This window comes from Leptospira alexanderi serovar Manhao 3 str. L 60 (genome assembly GCF_000243815.2).
In the GTDB taxonomy this organism is placed as follows: domain Bacteria; phylum Spirochaetota; class Leptospiria; order Leptospirales; family Leptospiraceae; genus Leptospira; species Leptospira alexanderi.
On the sequence record NZ_AHMT02000017.1, the window covers coordinates 32,501 to 52,456 of the forward strand.

Below are 19,956 nucleotides of genomic sequence, written 5' to 3' on the forward strand. Positions count from 1 at the left end.
CAGTAATAGACTTTTCTAATTTCCTACAGTCTCCTGATGATATATCCTTTGGGGACTTGGTGGATTATGTCCAAATCTGAAAATCAAATACCTACCCCCGAAACCTTCACTTTAAGTTCGGAGGATACTCAGGATATGATTGGGGATCAGGAACTCAAAGTTCTGATGCTTCAATTCAATCCGGGAGCGTTCAAGGATATCGATTTGATTGAAAAGGGAGTGGAAAATTATTTCTTATTCAATCAATCTCCGTTTGCTCTTACAAAAGTCGAACAACTTCAACATCTCAAACTGCACGACCTTAAATTTTTAGAAGAAAGGAAAGGAATTCAATCTTATCAGTTCCTTCACTTTCAAAAGGAAATTAGGGAACTCCAAATCGCAGACGTAATTATTCGTCCCGCTTCTTTAAAAGCCGATCAGATCGTAAAAGTAAAACGGGGTTGCCTTCTTCAAAGTGTAGCGGCGGTTCTTGAAATGTTGTATGCAAGAGATCAGTTCATTCTGAACGCTTCCAAAAATGCCGAGATCGAAGACTGGGTTCATCAGAATTATCTCAATGTAGACGACAAAGGAGTACAGATCAATTTGTCGGACTCTAAATTTTTAGAAAAGTCCATGCAAAATTTGGAATCTCTTTCTTTGGAATTTCTTCTCGGTCGTTTGCAGGTTCGTGGCGATTTATTCAGCAATATCTTTCAAGTGTTAAATCAAAAACCCGGAGAGATATTAAATCAACTTTCTATTATCAAGGTAGAACCGGAAGTTTTACAGGCAATTGAAAAAAGAGGATCAAGGGCTCCGCTGTTGCAATTGCATCCCCGCTTTCATTTGTTTCAACCTTCTCTGGACGAACTTTTGAGTTTTAGACATGCTTCCAAAGAAAAAGGAGAAGAAGGCAAGTTTACGGAATTGGAAATCATATTCGATTTGTTTACCGTAATCGCTCGCAAAATACTTCTCCAAATTCTCCCGGGAGAAGAATCTTCCTGGATCGAATTGACCGAAAGTTTTCAAGCAGAAAGATACTTGCAGGAGTTAAAAAAACATCCTGCGTTTACATTCGGAAAAAGTTGGATGGGGGGAGGAGATTTTATCAAATCTTACGAAGTGTTACTACAGACCGTAAGAGCTCTCGAACACCTTAAAAAAGAGTCTTTGATTAATCTAATCACGGCTGAAAATCTATTTCGTTTTAAAGAATCCAAAGAACCGGTACATTTCGATCTTTCCAATTTTGAAGTGGATGATGCCGCAATTAAAAGTGTCGGTATGAGTAGAGTCGAATTGTTCCGTGAAGTTTTGGAGCGAATTCGTGTTAGAGAAGATTTCCTGAAAAAGGAAAGGAAAAGTGCGAGTGGGGAAACGATCGGGCTTATGATTTTAGCGAAGGCTATGATTCTTCACGCTTTTGTGGAGGTTCGCTCGAGAAGAACTTCGGTTCATAATTTGATTCGTCAAAACGGATATCCGCGCGGAATCTATGAATTTTTAAAAGAAGTTTCCGACGTAAAGGACGGGCAAGTTGCCGTCGACGAACAGATTCGTTTGAGTAAGGCGATTGCCGAATGGGAAGAAGATATTGAAAAAGAAAGAATTCGCTCCGAAAAGGCTTCCAAATCGATCTTGGAAAGAATCATCGAATTCATTCTAAGTTTATTCGGGATCAAATTTTCTCCCAAAGAACGGGAAGTTACAAACAAGGGTCAAGTTAAAAGGGATTTTAAAAATACGGAAACGGATCATATTTTTCATGAGTCCTCTAAACCGAAAAAGAAAAAGTCTCTCGGCGTAATCGTTGGACCCAAAGAAAAAGAAATGCTCATTCCAGCTCGTGTTCAGAAGGCGATCGACTATGTGGATCGCAAAAATAACGGACTGATTTGGCTCGATGAAGTTGTTGCTGCCATATCTTCTCCAGAATTCGGAAAAGACAAGGTGGCCGATCTTATATACTATGACCAAAAACGGAGATATCTAGAAATCCGAGCGATGAATCAGGTAAGACACGTTTTTATGCGGAGGGAATTGGAGTCCGATCCTGCGTGGATCCAAACTACTTTGGATTATATGGACAATGTTTCCGCCAAAAAACCGGAGTTCTCTGCGCTTGCGGATACTCTAAGAAGATTCCAAAGCGAATAAAAATTTAAGTATATTATAATTTTATTGAATATTGACATTTCGCTTGAGAGATCTTGCGTTTCAATTAAATTGTGATCTTTCGGAGGATTCATGAAAACCAGAATCGAAACGGATTCAATGGGTGAAATCACGGTAGATGATTCCAAATATTGGGGTGCGCAAACCGAACGTTCTCTGCATCATTTCCATATCGGAAACGATCGATTTCCAAGAGAAATGATTCGTGCTTTGGGAATTTTAAAAAAATCGGCCGCAATTGTAAATGCAGAACTCGGTCTTCTTACCGAAGATAAAAAGAAACTCATCGTCCAAGCCGCCGACGAAGTGATTTCCGGTGCGTTGGACGATCATTTCCCTCTTTCCGTTTGGCAGACCGGTTCCGGAACTCAGACGAACATGAATTCCAACGAAGTGATTTCGAACCGTGCGATCGAAATCGCCGGCGGAGTGAAAGGTTCTAAAAAGCCGATTCATCCGAACGACGACGTGAACAAGGCCCAATCTTCGAACGATACTTTTCCCACTGCGATGCACATCGCTGCAGCAGAACAGTTGAATCAAAAATTGATTCCCGCATTGGTTCAACTCAAGGATGCGCTTGAAAAGAAGGCGGATGAATTTAAGAATATTATAAAAATTGGAAGAACTCATCTTCAGGACGCGACTCCTTTGACTTTAGGCCAGGAGTTTTCCGGTTATGTTCAACAATTGAATTACAACATCGCAAGAGTGAAAGCGGTTTTGCCGGCGGTTTACAGGCTTGCGTTAGGCGGGACGGCAGTCGGAACCGGACTCAACACACATCCTCAGTTTGCTGTGAAAGCGGCGGCTCAGATAGCTAAAGAAACCGGGCTTCCTTTTGTGAGCGCGGAAAATAAATTCGAAGCTCTTGCGGCTCATGATTCTCTTGTGGAGGTGAGTGGGGTTTTGAAAACGATTGCGGCTTCTTTGATGAAAATCGCGAACGACATACGTTGGCTTTCTTCCGGTCCTCGTTGTGGGATTGGTGAAATAAGTATTCCGGAAAACGAGCCTGGTTCTTCCATTATGCCTGGGAAAGTGAACCCGACTCAATCGGAACAGATGACGATGGTATCTGCACAAGTGATTGCAAACGATGTCGCAGTCAATATCGGTGGCGCTTCCGGAAACTTTGAATTGAATGTTTTCAAACCGCTGATTATTCATAACGTTTTGAATTCTATTCGATTACTTTCCGATTCTTGTGTTTCTTTTGAAGAACACTGTGCGCGTGGTATTACTCCGAACAAGGAGAAACTCGACGAACACTTGAATAATTCTTTGATGCTTGTGACAGCGTTGAATCCGCATATCGGCTATGATAACGCGGCTAAGATCGCAAAAAATGCGCATAAGAAAGGATCGACTCTGAAAGAATCTGGAATCGAACTGGGTCTTTTGACGAATGAACAATTCGATCAGTGGGTTCTTCCCGAAAAGATGATTCATCCTTCGGTGGATTAAGTTGGGCAGGGACTTACAGTCCCTGTAGCGTCCTAACACCTATCAAACCCTCGCCACTAAAACGTGGGAACTCCTACGTTTTATTACGAATTTATGGAATGATTTCTTTTCAGGTTTTGAGACAAACTCTAAGATAATATTGCAAATCTAAATGTTCGGAATAGAATTTTGAAACGGAAGGGTTTCCAAAAATCCATTTTAAAAACTCTGCAATTAAATTTGATTATTTTTACATTATAATTTCATAATATATGAATGTCATTATAAATGAAGATAGGCCAGATTTCGTAGTTTTGCATCGTTTCGAAAAAAGTTCATTTTTAAGATAATTCGAATAAAAATATATTCTAAACTAAAATAAATTCGCAGTAAGAAGCCTATTTTATAAAAGTTAACCTTTTTCGCAAAATAATAAAATTAAATGTGTAACTCTCATATTTTTAGCCTTCAGAAATCAGAAGATAATCAAGTTCTATCTTCGCAAATATGGAGTCCCTATTTTTAGAGAAATTTTTCTAATTTTCTCCACGAACTCATGTTAAATCAATAGAGTTGTTGAAAAATTAATCCTCTGTCCATTTCTGCTTCATTGAAATGGGCATTTGAAGCGGTTTTGTTAAACTGAATCATGGAATTTTTCAACAACTCTAATGTATTTTTCAATTATTGGTTTTGTTTCTTTTTTCGAAAAATTGTAATGAATACCAAAATAAGCCTATCAAAATACCAATTAAAAACCAAATCAGAAGTGTCCAAAAAAAGGTATAACCGAAAACTAATACGATGATGTCGAAGGTTTTCAAGGCGCTGTTTCCCATTCTTTAGCTTCATCTTTCGGTTTTGCAGAAGATTCGCCGAACCAGCGAACGAATTTATATACATATGTCGCTCTAAAAAAATTCATGCCGTCTTCTAAGCAAATTTTTCTAAGAAGTTGATCTGCATTTTCTCGATATTTTATCCGATCCAATTTTTCCTCACGCATTAACTGATATAAGGCGTCATGAATAAGGGAAGCACGTATAAAAGTTTTTGTATCTATCGCCGGGCCGCTAGGACCATCCCAAGCGTATCCGGCGTCGATATTCAATAAACCCTCCCGATTTAGATTCACAAAAACTTTTACTCCTGTAATTCCGATTTGAATCGGCGTATTGGTTATGATCGTTGTTTGAAAACTACAAGGTTTTACGAGCTGGTATTTATAGTTCTTTAGATTTTTATATACGATATGATCCATTTTTTCCTTCTTCCTCGCTTTTTTGGAGATCCGAAAGTTTTCAAATATTTACTACTCGGACGCATGAAAATGATACTCGAAAATAAGCGGTCGGTTTTGCAAAAGTACAACGGTTCTCAAAAATTAAGTCAAATCTAGAAATCTCGACTTTTTAGAGGAATATTCCAACATTCTAATTTTCGAAATAGTTTATCATAGTATTTTATTCATGCGTCCGAGTAGTAACTACAATTATACGATATTCTCCACGGCTTCTATTTTTATTTCGGCTTCGTTTGGAACAATGTACAAACGTTTCGAGAGGGTCTGCTCTTTATTCAATTCAAGTTTTATTTTCAAGTAAACTCTGTTTAGCTTAGAAACAAGACGGTTGAATTTTTCCAAAAGATCATTTTGCGTAAGAATTTTTTCATAAAACTTTAAACTTTGCGGTTTCTTTGATTTTTACAGAATTTTACGAAGTTTTAAAATTCCAGTCGCTAGTTTGCCTGCGCTATATATCTATGCGATTATTCGGCAAGTTGATTGAATTGGCTTTGTTAACCGAATCCTTTAATTTCGACATTATTCTTCCTATTTCGATCTTTTGGAATCGTGCCCATAGTGATTCCGTTAGACGAAAGAGAAAAAATCGTAACGGAAACAATCTTCTTCGTAGGAACTTTTTTCTTACTATTTTGAACGTTTACTTTTATCGATTTTTGTTCTGCCATTTTAGATTCTCCAGATTAACTTTTCGATTTTGCTTTCAGGCAGCGAGTTCTCTCGCGTTTTGATTTTGCGGATCGTTCGGAACTTCTTTTTTGGAATGTAGAATTTCCCTATACCAATTTATAAAGTCTCGAAGGGAATCCGGATCTAACTTTTCCGATTTTCTTTCCGCTTCCTTATCTTCTCGATAAATGGAACGGACCGTTTCGATCGGGAGTTTCCAGGATTCTTCGATTGCCCTTACGTAAAGTATGGTATTACGAGTCCCTTTGATGACGTCTGCAAGGTGTTCGCGATAAAGAGGAGCGGTATGCTCCAAATGGTCCTCGCAGAAGTTTTGGGAATATTTAAACGCTATGTCTTTGAGATTGAGTTGTGATTCGATAACGATTTGCTTCAAACTTAGAGAAAGTTTTCTTCCTCTTCTCCAAAATTTTCCGTTGTGAACAACTTCGCTGTTTATAATAAATCTTTTGATTTTTTCAGAGTGCATAATTCTAATTTTATACCGATGTTTTGGGTTCTTCTGGTGTAGTATTGCCTATATCGTTCGAATTAAGGGAACGAATTTCATTTGAAAGAAGGATTAAAGGCTTGAAATTTTCGATCAAACATTCCTCGCAAAGGTCAGTTTGGCGCATTGATTCTTTTTGGTTGCATTGAATACATAAGTTAGTCATCATAGTAAAGTTCTCCTTAATAATTTTTTAGTTTGAATTATTCGCCGAATTCTTCTTCCAAGATATACTCAAGAATACTAATAAACTCTTTGATCTTGTTCGGTTTTCTTTCGCAGATTTGGACGATGTCGTTTTTTACAAGAAAAAGAAAGGTAACTTCTTTATCTTGCATTTTGGTATGATCGTTCCATCTCCAATCGAATGTCGTAAATTGTTCTCTTACATATTCGGCGATTTGAACGACCGCTTTTTTTTCTATTTCGGAAAGAACAATCGGACACAAATTATCCCTGCTTGGGATCGGATTTTTATTGGTAATTTTAGTAAGATTGTGCTGTTTCATAATGAAATTCTCCTGTTTTTTCGTTTATCGTAGAAACGCGTTAAGCAAATAGTACGATACGGAACATTCCATTTTTTGAATACCTCTCCGATTTCTGCATAAGACTGTTGTCCATTTAAACTTTTCGAAAGGTGATCGTAATTCACTTCCGCTTCCTTTGCGAACTTAGAGAGGGTTTTCATTTCTAATGTGATACAAATGAAATCTTTGTATTCGTTTCCGTTAATGATGATCATCGAGCCTCCTTTTTGTGATTGCGATTTCACTTTCATTTGCGAGTTTTGGTCGTGCAAAAGACCGAACTCCATTTCGAAATCGATTTTGACGAGTTTCGCCCCGTGTCAAATGACCATACGTCTAAAATGTATTTTTGTCAATGATTTAATACGTTTAAAATGTATAAAGTGAATAAAAAATTTTCAGACCGTTTAAAAAGGCTTATTGAAACTTTAGGATTTTCTCAGGCCGAATTTGCAAGATCCATCGATCTTAAACCCGCATTTATCAGTGATCTTATTAATGAAAGGGCAAAGAGTTTTTCACAAGAATCCTTACTGCGGCTTCGAACCGTACATAATGTAAACCCTCTTTGGCTCATTGCGGGTGAAGGTGAAATGCTAATCACTGAGATTGAAATAAAAACGGATTTTGAAACGGATCGTTATCGGACGATTCTTAAAAAGATTCGAACCCGTCCACAGGTTGAAGCATTGTTGGAAAGTCTTTTGGAAGTTCCGGATTCGGAATTGGAAGCTCTTAGCCTTGTCATAGAAAAATTTCGAAAGAAGAAGTGATTACTTTTTTTCCAGAGATTCGAATATGAAATTTACGATTTCTTGTGAATACGTGTGTCTAAGAACCTGAATCGGTTCCGGAGAAATTTGAAAGTCGTACTCGAATTTTTTTAGAGTCCTTTCCACTTTCCAATAAAGAGTTTCGCGTAGATTTTCTATGGTCTCCAAATTTTTGCTCCAACAAGTAGACTATATGTATGTTTAGTATATTTTTGCCCCTGACAAAATCCATCCTAATTCCAAAAATGTGACTCTTTTTTGTCCGATTCATTTTTATTTTCAAATTCATTTCGAATTCAAGACTATAATTTCCATATGTCTCATCGCTAAAAATATGTTCGTTCAATGTGATGAAATTTCAGTAACCCGTCTGTAGTTGAGATTTCTTGTATAATCCTTGAGAATTTTCATTCCATTTTGAAGTGTCATTTTGGGGAATTATGAGTTGTTTTTAAGATAAGTCAGAACAAGAGGAATTTTGGTAAGTAAAAATGTGGTATATCGATACCTTTTCTTCTTCGATGTATTTTTTCTATGGACGAAATCGAAACAATTATTTGGGACTTTTTTTAAGTGTCAAAACATTACACTATGTTTGTAATCAGTGGTAATACAAGAAAAGGATCTTTGCTGAAAAATGCTCAATTTTCTGATTCGGAAAAAGAAAATCCGATTCGAGAAGTTTCTTCTGCAAAGGATAAAACTCAAGCTTTAAAAGCAAAAGAAGCCGCTCGGTATTTAAATCTTTCCGTAAGGACTTTCAATCAGTACGTAATCGATCACGAGATTCCGTTTATACAGTGGAGTCCCCGTGTTCGAAGATTTATGATTGGCGATTTGGATAAGGTCGTCCTTTCCCGTAAGACAAAAAAATAAATTTATTAATTGTTTGTTTTCTTTGCGCAAGGAGAGCGAATTTTTTTACCCACTCATTTGAAAAATTAGAAGCAGAACGGACGGAGTGAATTCCGTTCCGTTCTTTATTTCAAAAAGAACTTATTCTTTGCTTCCAATCGGAAGTGATTGAGCAGTTGTGCGGGTTGTCTTTTATCTGCTTGCTTTGTCTGTTCTTTCGATTTTTTTCCAGATTTGCTAAAACTTCTTCATTTCGATAGTGGATTGTTTTTTATGAAGCTGTAGGAACCTTGTATTTGGGAAAAAGAATCAGCGAAAATCCGAATTCTAAAAAATGGATTTTAGATGATCTTTTGGATCAATTCAAAGAATCTAAAAATTCAAATAAAATATCTTTGTCTGATTTAAAGTGCAGGCCAGGCATTATGAATTTTTTCCTTTTTCAGAAAAATGTTTCTGAATTTTAAAACAAAGATGTATATAATTTTAATATTCAAAACTATGATTGTTTTGATCGGAACGAATGTTTTTCAAAATACCTTTTGTTTTTTAGTGTCGCATGCAAATACGTTCTCGAAGATTGAAATTCTTTCTAATCTGGAATTTGAAACGATTCAAATGAATGACTTGGAAGTTTTGGGGATCATTGTTATGACTGTAAAATTCCTCGTATATTTTATTGAAACCACGGTTTTACTTTAAGAAGCAAAATTTTACAATCGAGTTTAAATCTATTCGAAATTAACAATCGAATAAAAAAGCGCGAAGTAGATTAGATAATTTTTAACCCTGATACTGTAATCGATTAAAACAGCATCAGGGAAATTTATTTAGGATTATTGTTGTGGAGCGGAAGTTGCAAAACGGAAAGTGACCCTTCTGTTTCTAGCGTCTTTGGCATCGAGTCCGGAAACAGGTTCTGAGGAGCCTGAACCTTTCGTAACAATACGATTCGCGGGGATTCCTTGTTTGATCAAAGCCTGTTTAACGGCATTTGCACGAAGTTCGGAATAAAAAATATTTCCCTTTTTAGCTCCTTCAGCCTGTTCAGGCCCGACAGCATCGGTATGTCCTGTAATTTCAAGAGCGTAACTATCGGGAAGTTTTCCAAGACCTTCTTTGATCACTGGAACGTTTGCCTTAGACCATCCGCTGAAATCACCCGGATTGACATCCGCTTTTTTGTAGCTGAATCCTGGGCGAGTTATTCCATCAGGATATCTAAAGTCTTTCAATTTTTCGTTTAAGGAATCGGCAATCGCTTCCGGAGAGTTAACGTCGACACTTCTATTTGCAGCGGCGGATTGCTCTTGGGCTGATGGCTCAGGAGCTGCAGGTTCCTCTTTTTTTTCAGCAGAGGAGCAAAGAGTGAATGAAAATGCAATTGCACCGAGCAGAATCAGATTCAAAATTTTTTTGACCATGTTTCTTTCCTTCCTTAGAATCTTAAGGGGTTTTGGTTTCAATGTGTCACATTAAGGTTTAGGAAGGAAAATGGAAACTTTTTTTTTAGAATGCTAAAAACGTGCGGAATAAAAATCTGGAATCCTTTTTCATTTTCGATGAACTTAGAACTGAAAGCAGAAGTATTGGAAGAATTCTCCGGAAATCGATTGGATCGATTTTTAAAATTTTCTTTTGGGGATGAAATGTCCCGAGCCACGATTCAAAAATGGATTGAATGCGGGTATGTTCGCAATCAGGACCGAAAAATTTGCGATAAAAGTTCCTGGAAAGTAAAAACGGGAGAACAATACCTTCTCTCTATCCCTCCAAGACCACCTCTCAACTTGGAACCGGTTCCGATGGTATTACCTGTTGTTTTAGAAAGAGAAGATTATCTTATCATTCATAAGCCGCCCGGAATTGCAAGTCACAGTGGGCCGGGGGATCGTTCTCCAAGTTTGGTCAACGGGCTTCTTCATCATTTCAAAGAATTGTCAAAGGTCGGAGGAGAAACGAGGCCGGGAATCGTCCATAGATTGGATAAGCCCACGGAGGGATTGATGCTCATCGCTAAAAACGATCAAGCGCACGGAAAACTTTCCGAACTTTTTAGAAAAAGAGAAATCGAAAAAAAATATTATGCTTGGATTCAAGGACATCTTCCCGCAGAGACAGGCACGATTGATCTTCCGATTGCGAGGCATCCGATTGAAAGGTTAAAGATGACCGTTTCTCCTAAAGGAAGGAAGTCTGTAACTCATTATAAAGTTCTAAAATACATCAACTCCCGTTCCGGAAGAAAATTCAGCTTTGTCGAAGTAGGTTTGGAAACGGGAAGGACTCATCAAATCAGAATTCATTTTCAAAGCCAAAGGTGCCCTGTTGTCGGAGACTTATTGTATTCGAGGGCTGGCTCTCAGTTTGAATCGTACGGATTGCAACTTTTATCTTATTATCTCAAGTTCAAAGACCCGTTTACGGGGGAAATGATTGAAGCGACTCTTGCCCTCAGTGAAAGGTTTCTTAGATTTGAGAAGAATGCTCCGCTGTTCTGACTCGAATCAAGCTTTGGTCCTTGCGATCGGCGAGAACCGGGAAATTCTCCCTATAATCCAAAATCGATCTTTTACAAGCATTATAGAATAAGATGGTTTCTATTCCCTCGCCTGCGTCCATAAAATCTCCATTAGGTGCTACAGCGAGAGAATGACCGTTGTGATGAACGCTTTTATTATACCCTGCGATTCCGATCCGATTGATTCCGAAAACGTAAGCCTGATTTTCAATCGCCCTCGTTTTTAGGATCAATTCCCAATGATGGATTCTCGGAGTCGGCCAGTTTGCGTGAACGGTAAAAATATCCGTTTCTCCCGCGAGTCTTCGAAAAATTTCCGGAAAACGGATATCGTAACAGATAAAAGGGGTAATTCTAAAGCCGTTGAGATTATAACTGACAATTTCCGAGCCGGGGCTGTAATGTCGATCCTCACCTCCGAAAGTAAAGGGATGAATTTTAGAATAACGTAATATAATTTCTCCTTTTGGACTTACGACGCTTACGGTATTAAAGGGTTTTCCTTCCGGGTTTTTTCGAATCCAACCGCCGCAGATCGTTGTTTTGGTGTCTTTTGCTATTTCCTTTAAGAACGTTTCGGTTGGACCTTCGTCCGGTTCCGCGATTCTTTCCGATCTCATCGTAAATCCGGTCGCAAAAGTTTCCGGAAGCAAAATCAAATCAGGATTTTCATCCGACTTTTTTTCAAGAGCGGAATGGATTAGTTCACGAACGTGTTCGTAGTTTGCTTCCTGGTTTTCCCAGGAAAGATCACATTGTACAAGAGCAATATTCAGTTCACCTGGATTCAATTTTGTTTTTCCTCCTTGAGCAATTTCATTCTTCCGAAGGAGCGTTTCGGATTTGATTCTTTCGGACAAAAGGTTTTTTCGAAACTCGATGGTATTTAGGGCGAATCGTAATTTCGGTAAAACCCAAATTCTCCGGGCTTGAAAGAGCATACTTGAAAGCGCTCAAAATTTCGGAAATGTTCAAATAAGAATCCGAATCGGAATCCTTTTCGAAATCCAGAAGATTGTAAAACTCGGTATCCGAGATATCGGGATTGATGCTCATAAATTTGACTCCCGATTTTCGAGTTTCTTCGAATAAATTTAATCCGAAATGTCTAAGTCCGGCCTTGGTTCCCGCGTAAGCCGCCCCTCGAACTGATTCTTTCAATGCCGCGATCGAATGAATTTGAATGATCCAACCTCCGTTCTTCTTTAGGTCTCTTAGAAATAATTTAGTGATTAGAATCGGGGAAACAAAATTGACGATGAGCATTTTTTCCAATTCTTCGAAAGGGATTTCTTCATGCGGAGAAAAATTGCCAAAGCCGGCATTGTTTACTAAGATTTTCAAAGGAGGTTCTTCCTTGAGAATATTTGATAATCGAAGTCCGATCTCCTTTGTATTCGAAAGATCAAGTGTAACGTGGCGATACAAAGGAGAATTTTCCAAAAGAATGGATTTCGGTTCCGTTCTGGAGATCCCAATTACTCTATAACCTTCGGAAATTAAAAATTCTGAAATCGCTTTTCCGATTCCTTTGGAAGAACCTGTGACGATCGCCAACGAGTTGTTTGGTTCCGAATTCGTTTTCATTTGGATTCCGTTTGGTCGGCGACGAGTCTGTGGATTTTTTCTCGAGGGACAAATGTTTCCAGTTCTTTTTCAAGTACTGTAAACATTTCTTTTTCTAATACTTCCGAATACGATTTTATTCCACCGTGAGTATTCATCGGAAGGTAAAACAAATAAGAGTCCGGTCTTCGTTTTTTGGAATTCTTAAAATAATCCGAATTCATCCGAAATATGCCGAGACTGATGTCTCTCAGTTTTTCTCCTGGAATTTCTTCGAAAATTTTCCGAACGAATTCCGAATAAACGGATTTCCAATTCGGGACGTTTAAGATTGGATCGAAACAAAGTCGGACCTGCCAGCCCGCGTTCAAAGCGTCTTTGATATTTTTCAATCGGGAGGAAAGTTTCGGAGTCAGAGGTTCATGTTCCTCGATCACGGAATCCGGCGAAAGAGTCCAAGCAAGAATTATATTCGAAGTCGGCTTAAGATCGGCGATGGATTTGAAATTGGCGCTTTTGGTTCGGATTTCGACGATCAAGTCGGGATTGGAACTCGCGAACAAAATCCATTCTTTACAATACCCTAATATATTTTCCAGGGCCAAAAGATCCGTATCGTAAGAAATACAAAGATAAAGGGATTTAGAAAGTTTGAGTTGTTCTTGGGTTTTTTGGATATATTCTTCGTTGTTTACAAAAACCACAATATTAGCTGAAGGATACATTCCTTGAAGATAACAGTAGGAACAGTTGTAAAGGCAGTTTAGTACGAGGGCGTTGTAATAGAAGAATTGATATCCGAAGCTCGGAGCAATTCCCGAGCCTGGATATAAGAATTGTTCTTTTCGTTTTGCTAATATAAGTTTTGGGCTTCGTTTCTGAGCTTGGAAGCTTTGGGCGGATGGATTGAATACTTCTTTGTAAGAATCGATCGCGATCATATGCGATTCAGGAAACTTGGAAAGAATTTCCGAAGTTTTCGGATGGTACTTCGCGGATTTTTCCACGTAGATATGAGAGAATCTTTTAGGACTGATAAAATTGTCTGAGCGCATACAATCCTTTCCTCCCTTCTTCTCTTGTCCTAACTTCGGTTTCTTTCAAGTTTAAGGTTCCGTTTACACTTTTCAAAATATTAAGACCTTGTTCGGAAGAATTTCCGGTTCTGATTTTATAACCGATCATCCAATCTTTCAGTTGAATCTTTTCGGTTTCCGATAAACGTAAAAATTCGGTTATAAATAAAAACGCGGCAATTTCGTTTTGTTGGAGTTCGACTTCGTTTCCTTTTGAAACCGGGATCGACAAAATCGAAAGGATATTCGGAAGGGCCTCCTTAATTCTAAGAGAAATCGTATCTACGACTCCGATTTCTTTTTCAGATTCCAATTTCGTAAAATGATCCGAAATCGTTTTAACAATCCGAATTTTATCCGAAGAAAAGAATTTTCTCGAAGCTTGAAAAAAACCGAAAGCCTCCATGTCGACTAACGTGTTTGGAAGTTCGGAAATTTCGTTTCGAAATACGGGTTTATCGACCGTCAATAAAACCGACTCGGGAATCGGAGATTTAAAAAGAATATCCGGATAAACGCTCCTTGATGATCCTTCGTCTTTGATTTTATGGATTAAAAACGATTCTCCGATTTTGAAGGATTCTTTCGGGGCACCGCAGATTCCGAAGTTCAAAATCCAGGATGAATCCACCACCGAATTCTTAAATTCGTTTAACAAAAATGCAACAGACATCGCCGAAAAAATTTTGCCCGTTCCGGAAACGACCAAGATGTATTTTTCGTTTCGATAGATCGGAAAAGGGGTTTTGTTCCGGAGAATTTTCAAACCCAACGTTTCGATCAAAGGTTTTGCTTCCGGGAAAAGTGCGGCGGAAATAAAAATCATCTTTCTTTCTTGATATCTTGGCCTGGAATTGGGGACAAGAGAGAAATCGTCTCTAAGGAAAGAAAAGGAGCCTTTTATGGATCTGATTGAAAAAGTAAAAAGGGAATTTTGGCCGAAGTTAAAATCCGTAATGTTCAAGATTCCGTTTACGGGGGATCTTGTGGCACTTTATTATTCCATGATGGATTCAGAAACTCCACTTCGAACCAAGCTCATTATCGCGGGTGCACTTGCTTATTTTATTTTTCCTTTGGATGCTGTTCCGGATTTTATTCCGGGCGCGGGATTTCTGGATGACGCGGGAGTAATTGCAGCGGTACTGGCAAGTGTACAATCGGCGATTCGAGAAGAACATAGAGAAATGGCCCGAAAGTTTTTGGAGAAAAAATGAATTTAGACAACGAAATCAAAATTAGGTACGAACACTTCCTAAACTTTGTTCCAAAAGTAATGGAATTTTTAACGATAACTCAAGAAGAGGCAGATCTCGACATCGCTTATAAAGGAGAGACCGATCTCGTTACAAAAGCGGACAAAGGTTCCGAAGAGAGAATCATCGATGAAATCGAAAGAATGTTTCCTTCGGATAGTATTTTAGGCGAAGAAGGAACCGATAAAAAAGGAAGTTCCGTATTCAAATGGATCATTGATCCTCTTGATGGAACTGTCAATTATTCTCATAGACTTCCTTTGTATTGCGCTTGTATCGGTTTGGAGAATCAGGAAAATAAGGAAGTTGTTATGGGAATTGTTCCCTTTCCTGCAATGAATGAGATTTATCACGCACGTAAAGGTCAAGGTGCGTTTAAAAATCAAAAACCGATTTCCGTTTCAAAAACGAAAGATCTGAAACAATCTTTACTTTGTACGGGTTTCCCGTACGATCGAGAAAAGAAAATTGATCGACTTACGTTTTTTCATAAAAACTTTTTATTGAAGGCGAGAGGGGTTCGAAGAATCGGAGCGGCCGGACTTGATCTTTGTTGGGTTGCCGAAGGACGTTTTGACGCGTTTTGGGAAGAAGATTTAAAACCTTGGGACATGGCCGCCCCATCCGTAATACTCGCCGAAGCGGGCGGAAGGATGTCGACTTACGATGGTGATGCGTTTTCTTCCTACGTTCCGAATTTGATTGCAAGTAACGGATTCCTTCACGAAAAGATGGTGGAAAGAATGGGGGATTATCTTCACGACTTGAGTTAGGGATTCATCCATGTTATGGATCGTTTTTTCGGTCTGCGGAAAAACGAGAAGTCTCTTACGAACTCGCGTATTTTTTTTGAATCGTCTTATCGATCAATCGGAGTAATTTTTCTCTCACTGTTTTCGGGTTGAAATTTTGTTCCACGTATTTTTTTCCATTTATGCCCATTTCGAACGATTCTTTCGGGTGGTTCAAAATGAAGTCCAAGGTCGCAAAAAAACTCTTTCGATCGAAGTAAAAAAGTCCGCCATTACTTCTGAGACAATGACCTTTGAGGACGTCTGATCTTCCGTTGACGAGTGCCGGTTTTCCTTTTAACCAAACTTCCATCAGAACGATGGAGAAACTTTCCAAAGGAGAAGAATTTATCAAGCACGCACAATTTTGAAGAAGTTCAAATTTGATCTGTTCTTCGACAAATCCCAAAAATTCTATATTTTGATCCTCTAATATTCTGTTTGGAATTTTAGAAGCGATCTTTCCGGCGATTTTGAGTTTGTGAGGAAGTTTTGAATTTTTTTTCCATTCTAAGAACCATTCTGCCATTTCCAGAAAACCCTTTCCTTGGTCTACTCTACCTACGTAGAGTAGGAAGGGTGTTTTTTCTCTGTTTGAATTTTTTGCAACGGAAGACTTATGATGATCCGCGTAATTATTTTCCACGGGGCCACTCGAACATTGATCTAAATTGAGGTTCATCCCGGTTATGGAATACGTGCTCGGTTTATATCCGAGAACGTTCCGAAAAACATTCAATTCTTCTGGAGTGTTAAACGAATAAGAACTTTGATCCGTTAGAATTTCTTTATATACCGGAAGATAAGCGGGAGGTTCGTCGTGAAACGTAGGAATGATGATCGACTTTTCTGCGACCAGAGGTATTCCGAAAACCAAAGGATAGTAGAGGTAGCTCACGAAGAAAAAAATGTCATACTCGCTTTTTCTGGATTCAATAAATTGAATCAATTCCGGAGTATAAGGACCTTGTTCTATAAGCCAATGATTGATGTTTTCTTTGTTTTGTAGAGAAGGTCTTTCCAAAATTTTTTTGGAAAGACGGTTGAATCGTTCCATGTTTCTTTGTTTTTCAACGGTAAACTGAAGAACCTTGTATTTTCCGCCTAAGGAAGAAGTTTTTTCTTCGAATCGGATCGGTTTGGAATGATTTGTTCCTTCGTAAAAAAAATTCTTTTTTTGAATCGGAATCGAATTTTTCCAAGTGATATAATCCAAACTGCGAGTCGTTAAAACTGTGATCTCAAAATCCATAGCCAATAATTCCACGAGTTGAAAGATGAGTTTTTCCGATCCTCCGGAAACCTTGTCCGAAAAAATCGGAGAAACGACCGCGATTTTTTTAAGAGAGGGTTTCAATAATTGTCCTAAGAACGAATCTAAAATCCGTTTTTTTGAATTCTTCTAAACGAAGGTCTTGATTCGTTAAAATTCGGTTCTTAAAAGGGATATCCGTCAAAATTTTATTGAGTAAAATCGCTAAATCCGGAAATTTTTTTTCCTTAAAAAGAATTCCCGCACCGTTTAAGGTTTCTGGAACCGCGCCGCCGGAATATGCAAGAATCGGAATTCTGTGAATCATTGCCTCGATCAAAGGGACACAGAAACCTTCATGCTCGCTCATGGAAACGAAAACGTCTGCTTCTTGATAGAGATTTTTCAGTTCAATATCGGAAAGAAAACCGGTGATCAAAATGTTTTTTCTGAGATCGTAAAAATCCAACATTCTTTCCAACTCTTCCCGATAGAGATATAACTCTCTCGAACTAAAACCAGCGAGATAGAATTCAAATTGATCGGAAATCATCGACTTATATGCGTATGCAAGTCGGATTAAATCGTCTTGTCTTTTGTTTGGAGTAATTCTTCCGACAAAAAGAATTTTCTTGATCGGCGAATCCGTCTTTTCGGTTTTCGCAGGATTTTTAGCCAACTGATACGTGATGGGAAGAATTCTAACATTCTGAAAACCTAATTCTTCTAACTCTTTCTGATTGAACTTGGAAACGGCCAAAACGAGATCGAATCTGTCTATCATCTCCTTCAATTCTTCTCTTCCTTTTTTTAAAAGATAACTCATCTTTAAGTCGTAGGATTCGAAAAAGTGATGGGGAGTCACATTATGGTAAATCAGTATTCTGGGAGATCGGAAACTTCTTAAAAAATCGAACACACCCGAATGAATCGAATGGTGATAAAATAAAATGTCTTTTGAGGATTTACCGTAGGTTTTGTATTTTTTTACGAAGGGTAATTTGGATGCGCCTATGTTTTCGGAAAAAATATCTCCTTTATATTCCAAATCTCTTAAATGATTGCGAATCTCCAACATTTGATTGCTGATGGCATCGCCCGGATTGAAGCCCGCGGAAAATTGTTGGATCTGTCTCATGTCAGAATTTTGTCTCTAAAAAAAATCTCGAACGGAAAGGAATTGTATTCTTTAGCGATTTCCTGCTCCTTTTCCGAGATCTGTCCGCGCAAGGTTTTCTTTTCCAAAATGTTATCGATCAGACCTGTGAGTAAACTCATGGATGAAGAAGATTTATCTTTGAAAAGAACTCCTCCGGTTTTCATCGTTTCCGGGGTTGCTCCGGCATAGTAAGAGATTGCGGGAATCCCGGCTCCGAACGCGTCCAGAATGGGAATGTTAAATCCTTCATGTTGGCTCATACAAACGTATAAATCCATGGAATTTAAAAAGGATATCATTTCAGAGTCGTTTGCATTCAAGCGAATTTGGACGTTTCCGGTAAGTCGCTTTCGTAAAATGAGTTTCTTAAGAAAATTATAATATTCTTCAAAAATCTTTGGAACGTTTCCGCAAATCAAAAGTTGGACGTTTTGTCTGAATTTTAAAATCGATTCGAGCAATTCCAAAAGATCCTCTATTTTTTTATTGGGAGCAACTCTTCCGATAAAACCGATCGTATATTCCCTTTTATCCTTAATGACGATTTCCCGAATTGAATATTTTTTTACGATGGGAAGGACTAGGATGTTTGTTGCACCAAGAAATCGCAGAAAATTCGCATTAAATTCGGAGGATGGTAAAAACAAATCCGTTTCATTTTTAAGGGAATACAGTTCCAATAGAGAGCGTTTTTCGTCCAACTGAAGGGTATTGTAAATTTCAGGACTTACGAAATTCTTAAAATAAATCGCCGGGGTAAAACTTTGATAACGAACGATTTTTTTTCCGGGGAGATTTCGAAACCAATTTAGAGGATAGCCGCAGCCTCCGTAGTTCAATATATGTACGTCATTCCGAGAAAAACGGGAAAAGATCGACGAATGGGTTTCTATTGGAAATGGTTCTTTGGAAAAATTTTTGATACAGATGACGGAGTTAGAAACGTTTAAACTTTCGAGAACGTTTCGAATCCCTTTGATGTCGTTTCCGATTCCGTCCCCGTCTCGGAATTCAGTGACGTGCTGATAGACTTTCATTTTCGAAACGAAAGAACGGTAAAACCGTCTTCCGATTTTTTTTCTATAATGTTTCTAAAACCGAGTTGTTTGAGATAATTTCGAATTAACGGTTCCTGAATTTTTGTAAGCCTTAAAGGCAAAAATGGAGAGGGATAATTGGAGTTTTCGTTTGAAAATCGAAAACGGATTTCCGTGCCGGAAGATACACCTAGACTAAGAGCTCGGAGGGTCTTTTCGATCAGCCAGTGCGGATGAATCGATAAATTTTCATATATTAAAATTTTAGAATATTCTGAACAATCTTTCGGAATTGCTCCCGGTTCTTCTAGATAAATGTTTGTGGTTATTGAATTTCCGATAAATTCCGAGCAGGATTTATTCCAACTGACCGAATCGAATTTGGAACCTAATTTTAAAAGTTGTTTGAGTATTTTTCCCCAACCCGGCGACAGGACTAAAACCTTTTCGGAAGGATCGATGGATTCCAACAGGAAGTTTTCGCTTTCTTCAACGGTATTTTCCGAGTAAAGATCTTCATTCGCCCAAAGGAATTCGGGTCTGATTTCTTTTCCGATGGCTTGATTCCATTCTAGAAATTCGGAATAAAAAGACTCCATCTTTCTTTTTAGATTTTGATTTTCGCAGCGAATTAGAATCAATTCGTGTAACACGCTGTAGAACGCGCGGGTTCTGTTTTCTGAAAGTTTCTTATCTAAAAACGAATAGAATTCTGCAAAACGAATCAAAAGCCATTTGAGAGGCCCCCGTACAAACCGAAGTTTAGGATTGGAAAATTTAGGAGGAGAAATTCCTTTTTCGAAAAGATGAGCAATTTCGGCAGGGTCAAAATCTCGATAACCTTCCGGACTCGGAGGGGAAAATTTCCAATGAGTGAGTTTTTCGATGTCTTCCTTTGTGGAAGGATTTTTTTTGAGTTTGGATTCGATTTCTTCCATGATTTCTCGTACATTGATCCGAGAATCTCTGATTTCGAATAATTCCTGAAATTTATCTTCCATACTCAAAAAGGGGAAAGAATTTTATTCGATTGTTTTTTATTCAT

23 protein-coding genes and 1 pseudogene are annotated in these 19,956 nt (G+C 38.3%); 7 read left to right on the plus strand and 17 right to left on the minus strand.

Annotated elements, in window-relative coordinates; genetic code table 11:
* Positions 1-66 precede the first annotated feature (66 nt).
* A complete protein-coding gene (locus LEP1GSC062_RS05770; protein WP_010577570.1) occupies positions 67-2,145 on the plus strand; it encodes a hypothetical protein in 2,079 nt (692 codons plus the stop codon).
* Between the two features lie 90 nt (positions 2,146-2,235).
* Positions 2,236-3,630 carry a class II fumarate hydratase gene (gene fumC, locus LEP1GSC062_RS05775; protein WP_010577571.1) on the plus strand — a complete coding sequence of 465 codons (1,395 nt, stop codon included), beginning with the start codon at positions 2,236-2,238 and terminating at the stop codon, positions 3,628-3,630.
* 799 nt (positions 3,631-4,429) lie between these two features.
* Here the strand turns inward: fumC and LEP1GSC062_RS05780 are convergent.
* From LEP1GSC062_RS05780 to LEP1GSC062_RS05800, 7 genes and pseudogenes are all read right to left on the minus strand, one after another.
* Positions 4,430-4,870 (minus strand): DUF1353 domain-containing protein, encoded by a 441-nt coding sequence (locus LEP1GSC062_RS05780; RefSeq protein WP_010577573.1) that lies wholly within the window; start codon positions 4,868-4,870, stop codon positions 4,430-4,432.
* Between the two features lie 231 nt (positions 4,871-5,101).
* A pseudogene (locus LEP1GSC062_RS24580) lies at positions 5,102-5,368 on the minus strand (host-nuclease inhibitor Gam family protein); the annotation flags it as partial.
* Between the two features lie 41 nt (positions 5,369-5,409).
* A complete protein-coding gene (locus tag LEP1GSC062_RS22945; RefSeq protein ID WP_020983690.1) occupies positions 5,410-5,583 on the minus strand; it encodes a hypothetical protein in 174 nt (57 codons plus the stop codon).
* Positions 5,584-5,618: 35 nt separating this feature from the next.
* Positions 5,619-6,074 (minus strand): hypothetical protein, encoded by a 456-nt coding sequence (locus LEP1GSC062_RS05790; RefSeq protein WP_010577575.1) that lies wholly within the window; start codon positions 6,072-6,074, stop codon positions 5,619-5,621.
* 10 nt (positions 6,075-6,084) lie between these two features.
* Entirely contained in the window at positions 6,085-6,264 is a 180-nt protein-coding gene (locus LEP1GSC062_RS21170; protein ID WP_078125719.1) for a hypothetical protein, read from the minus strand.
* A 34-nt stretch (positions 6,265-6,298) separates the two neighbouring features.
* Positions 6,299-6,604, minus strand: a complete 306-nt coding sequence (locus LEP1GSC062_RS05795; RefSeq protein ID WP_020983703.1) for an LIC13344 family protein — start codon at positions 6,602-6,604, stop codon at positions 6,299-6,301.
* Positions 6,601-6,876 carry a hypothetical protein gene (locus tag LEP1GSC062_RS05800; RefSeq protein ID WP_078124641.1) on the minus strand — a complete coding sequence of 92 codons (276 nt, stop codon included), beginning with the start codon at positions 6,874-6,876 and terminating at the stop codon, positions 6,601-6,603. Before LEP1GSC062_RS05800 ends, LEP1GSC062_RS05795 begins: the two co-directional genes overlap by 4 nt.
* A 123-nt stretch (positions 6,877-6,999) precedes the next feature.
* On the opposite strand from LEP1GSC062_RS05800, the gene LEP1GSC062_RS05805 reads away from it, so the two are divergent.
* Complete coding sequence (locus LEP1GSC062_RS05805; RefSeq protein WP_010577578.1) at positions 7,000-7,398, plus strand: helix-turn-helix domain-containing protein; 399 nt, start codon at positions 7,000-7,002, stop codon at positions 7,396-7,398.
* Here the strand turns inward: LEP1GSC062_RS05805 and LEP1GSC062_RS23880 are convergent, their stop codons facing one another.
* Positions 7,399-7,566: a hypothetical protein gene (locus LEP1GSC062_RS23880; protein WP_020983670.1), complete on the minus strand. Its 168-nt coding sequence runs from the start codon at positions 7,564-7,566 to the stop codon at positions 7,399-7,401. It abuts the gene before it with no gap.
* A 423-nt stretch (positions 7,567-7,989) separates the two neighbouring features.
* Here LEP1GSC062_RS23880 and LEP1GSC062_RS05810 point away from each other — a divergent pair, with 423 nt between their 5' ends.
* On the plus strand, positions 7,990-8,274 hold the full coding sequence (locus LEP1GSC062_RS05810; RefSeq protein ID WP_010577579.1) for a MerR family transcriptional regulator: 285 nt from the start codon (positions 7,990-7,992) through the stop codon (positions 8,272-8,274).
* Between the two features lie 815 nt (positions 8,275-9,089).
* On the opposite strand, the gene loa22 is transcribed toward LEP1GSC062_RS05810, so the two are convergent.
* Entirely contained in the window at positions 9,090-9,677 is a 588-nt protein-coding gene (gene loa22 / locus LEP1GSC062_RS05820) for an OmpA family outer membrane lipoprotein Loa22 (RefSeq protein ID WP_020983704.1), read from the minus strand.
* 138 nt (positions 9,678-9,815) lie between these two features.
* On the opposite strand from loa22, the gene LEP1GSC062_RS05825 reads away from it, so the two are divergent.
* Positions 9,816-10,754 (plus strand): RluA family pseudouridine synthase, encoded by a 939-nt coding sequence (locus tag LEP1GSC062_RS05825; RefSeq protein WP_039941350.1) that lies wholly within the window; start codon positions 9,816-9,818, stop codon positions 10,752-10,754.
* Here LEP1GSC062_RS05825 and LEP1GSC062_RS05830 read toward each other — a convergent pair.
* Genes LEP1GSC062_RS05830 through LEP1GSC062_RS05845 form a run of 4 tightly spaced genes read right to left on the minus strand, consistent with a single transcriptional unit; the run spans position 10,723 to position 14,242 of the window.
* Positions 10,723-11,565: a carbon-nitrogen family hydrolase gene (locus tag LEP1GSC062_RS05830; protein ID WP_020983712.1), complete on the minus strand. Its 843-nt coding sequence runs from the start codon at positions 11,563-11,565 to the stop codon at positions 10,723-10,725. The two genes, LEP1GSC062_RS05825 and LEP1GSC062_RS05830, sit on opposite strands and share 32 nt — an antisense overlap.
* Positions 11,566-11,590: 25 nt before the next feature.
* On the minus strand, positions 11,591-12,361 hold the full coding sequence (locus LEP1GSC062_RS05835) for an SDR family NAD(P)-dependent oxidoreductase (RefSeq protein ID WP_010577584.1): 771 nt from the start codon (positions 12,359-12,361) through the stop codon (positions 11,591-11,593).
* Positions 12,358-13,395, minus strand: coding sequence for an SPL family radical SAM protein (locus LEP1GSC062_RS05840; protein ID WP_010577585.1), 1,038 nt, complete (start codon positions 13,393-13,395; stop codon positions 12,358-12,360). The genes LEP1GSC062_RS05835 and LEP1GSC062_RS05840 overlap by 4 nt, the downstream gene beginning before the upstream one ends.
* Positions 13,367-14,242, minus strand: coding sequence for a 5'-methylthioadenosine/S-adenosylhomocysteine nucleosidase family protein (locus LEP1GSC062_RS05845; protein ID WP_020983749.1), 876 nt, complete (start codon positions 14,240-14,242; stop codon positions 13,367-13,369). Before LEP1GSC062_RS05845 ends, LEP1GSC062_RS05840 begins: the two co-directional genes overlap by 29 nt.
* 76 nt (positions 14,243-14,318) lie before the next feature.
* Here LEP1GSC062_RS05845 and LEP1GSC062_RS05850 point away from each other — a divergent pair, with 76 nt between their 5' ends.
* Both LEP1GSC062_RS05850 and LEP1GSC062_RS05855 read left to right on the plus strand, forming a co-directional pair.
* Positions 14,319-14,633: a YkvA family protein gene (locus LEP1GSC062_RS05850; protein WP_010577586.1), complete on the plus strand. Its 315-nt coding sequence runs from the start codon at positions 14,319-14,321 to the stop codon at positions 14,631-14,633.
* Positions 14,630-15,445 (plus strand): inositol monophosphatase family protein, encoded by an 816-nt coding sequence (locus tag LEP1GSC062_RS05855; protein ID WP_020983698.1) that lies wholly within the window; start codon positions 14,630-14,632, stop codon positions 15,443-15,445. Before LEP1GSC062_RS05850 ends, LEP1GSC062_RS05855 begins: the two co-directional genes overlap by 4 nt.
* Before the next feature lie 55 nt (positions 15,446-15,500).
* Here the strand turns inward: LEP1GSC062_RS05855 and LEP1GSC062_RS05860 are convergent, their stop codons facing one another.
* The 4 genes from LEP1GSC062_RS05860 to LEP1GSC062_RS05875 are packed head-to-tail and all read right to left on the minus strand — an operon-like array spanning position 15,501 to position 19,912.
* On the minus strand, positions 15,501-16,820 hold the full coding sequence (locus LEP1GSC062_RS05860; RefSeq protein WP_010577588.1) for a glycosyltransferase family 4 protein: 1,320 nt from the start codon (positions 16,818-16,820) through the stop codon (positions 15,501-15,503).
* Positions 16,804-17,853 (minus strand): glycosyltransferase family 4 protein, encoded by a 1,050-nt coding sequence (locus LEP1GSC062_RS05865; protein WP_020983741.1) that lies wholly within the window; start codon positions 17,851-17,853, stop codon positions 16,804-16,806. The genes LEP1GSC062_RS05860 and LEP1GSC062_RS05865 overlap by 17 nt, the downstream gene beginning before the upstream one ends.
* Positions 17,850-18,911: a glycosyltransferase family 4 protein gene (locus LEP1GSC062_RS05870; protein ID WP_010577589.1), complete on the minus strand. Its 1,062-nt coding sequence runs from the start codon at positions 18,909-18,911 to the stop codon at positions 17,850-17,852. The genes LEP1GSC062_RS05865 and LEP1GSC062_RS05870 overlap by 4 nt, the downstream gene beginning before the upstream one ends.
* A complete protein-coding gene (locus tag LEP1GSC062_RS05875) occupies positions 18,908-19,912 on the minus strand; it encodes an LIC_10202 family protein (protein ID WP_020983668.1) in 1,005 nt (334 codons plus the stop codon). Before LEP1GSC062_RS05875 ends, LEP1GSC062_RS05870 begins: the two co-directional genes overlap by 4 nt.
* Positions 19,913-19,956: the final 44 nt, after the last annotated feature.

Coding starts and splice junctions, on each gene's coding strand:
- LEP1GSC062_RS05770 (WP_010577570.1), top strand. CDS start 67: ATGTCCAAATCTGAAAATCAAATACCTACCCCCGAAACCTTCACTTTA.
- fumC (WP_010577571.1), top strand. CDS start 2,236: ATGAAAACCAGAATCGAAACGGATTCAATGGGTGAAATCACGGTAGAT.
- LEP1GSC062_RS05780 (WP_010577573.1), bottom strand. CDS start 4,870: ATGGATCATATCGTATATAAAAATCTAAAGAACTATAAATACCAGCTC.
- LEP1GSC062_RS22945 (WP_020983690.1), bottom strand. CDS start 5,583: ATGGCAGAACAAAAATCGATAAAAGTAAACGTTCAAAATAGTAAGAAA.
- LEP1GSC062_RS05790 (WP_010577575.1), bottom strand. CDS start 6,074: ATGCACTCTGAAAAAATCAAAAGATTTATTATAAACAGCGAAGTTGTT.
- LEP1GSC062_RS21170 (WP_078125719.1), bottom strand. CDS start 6,264: ATGATGACTAACTTATGTATTCAATGCAACCAAAAAGAATCAATGCGC.
- LEP1GSC062_RS05795 (WP_020983703.1), bottom strand. CDS start 6,604: ATGAAACAGCACAATCTTACTAAAATTACCAATAAAAATCCGATCCCA.
- LEP1GSC062_RS05800 (WP_078124641.1), bottom strand. CDS start 6,876: ATGAAAGTGAAATCGCAATCACAAAAAGGAGGCTCGATGATCATCATT.
- LEP1GSC062_RS05805 (WP_010577578.1), top strand. CDS start 7,000: ATGTATAAAGTGAATAAAAAATTTTCAGACCGTTTAAAAAGGCTTATT.
- LEP1GSC062_RS05810 (WP_010577579.1), top strand. CDS start 7,990: ATGTTTGTAATCAGTGGTAATACAAGAAAAGGATCTTTGCTGAAAAAT.
- loa22 (WP_020983704.1), bottom strand. CDS start 9,677: ATGGTCAAAAAAATTTTGAATCTGATTCTGCTCGGTGCAATTGCATTT.
- LEP1GSC062_RS05825 (WP_039941350.1), top strand. CDS start 9,816: ATGAACTTAGAACTGAAAGCAGAAGTATTGGAAGAATTCTCCGGAAAT.
- LEP1GSC062_RS05835 (WP_010577584.1), bottom strand. CDS start 12,361: ATGAAAACGAATTCGGAACCAAACAACTCGTTGGCGATCGTCACAGGT.
- LEP1GSC062_RS05840 (WP_010577585.1), bottom strand. CDS start 13,395: ATGCGCTCAGACAATTTTATCAGTCCTAAAAGATTCTCTCATATCTAC.
- LEP1GSC062_RS05845 (WP_020983749.1), bottom strand. CDS start 14,242: ATGATTTTTATTTCCGCCGCACTTTTCCCGGAAGCAAAACCTTTGATC.
- LEP1GSC062_RS05850 (WP_010577586.1), top strand. CDS start 14,319: ATGGATCTGATTGAAAAAGTAAAAAGGGAATTTTGGCCGAAGTTAAAA.
- LEP1GSC062_RS05855 (WP_020983698.1), top strand. CDS start 14,630: ATGAATTTAGACAACGAAATCAAAATTAGGTACGAACACTTCCTAAAC.
- LEP1GSC062_RS05865 (WP_020983741.1), bottom strand. CDS start 17,853: ATGAGACAGATCCAACAATTTTCCGCGGGCTTCAATCCGGGCGATGCC.
- LEP1GSC062_RS05870 (WP_010577589.1), bottom strand. CDS start 18,911: ATGAAAGTCTATCAGCACGTCACTGAATTCCGAGACGGGGACGGAATC.
- LEP1GSC062_RS05875 (WP_020983668.1), bottom strand. CDS start 19,912: ATGGAAGATAAATTTCAGGAATTATTCGAAATCAGAGATTCTCGGATC.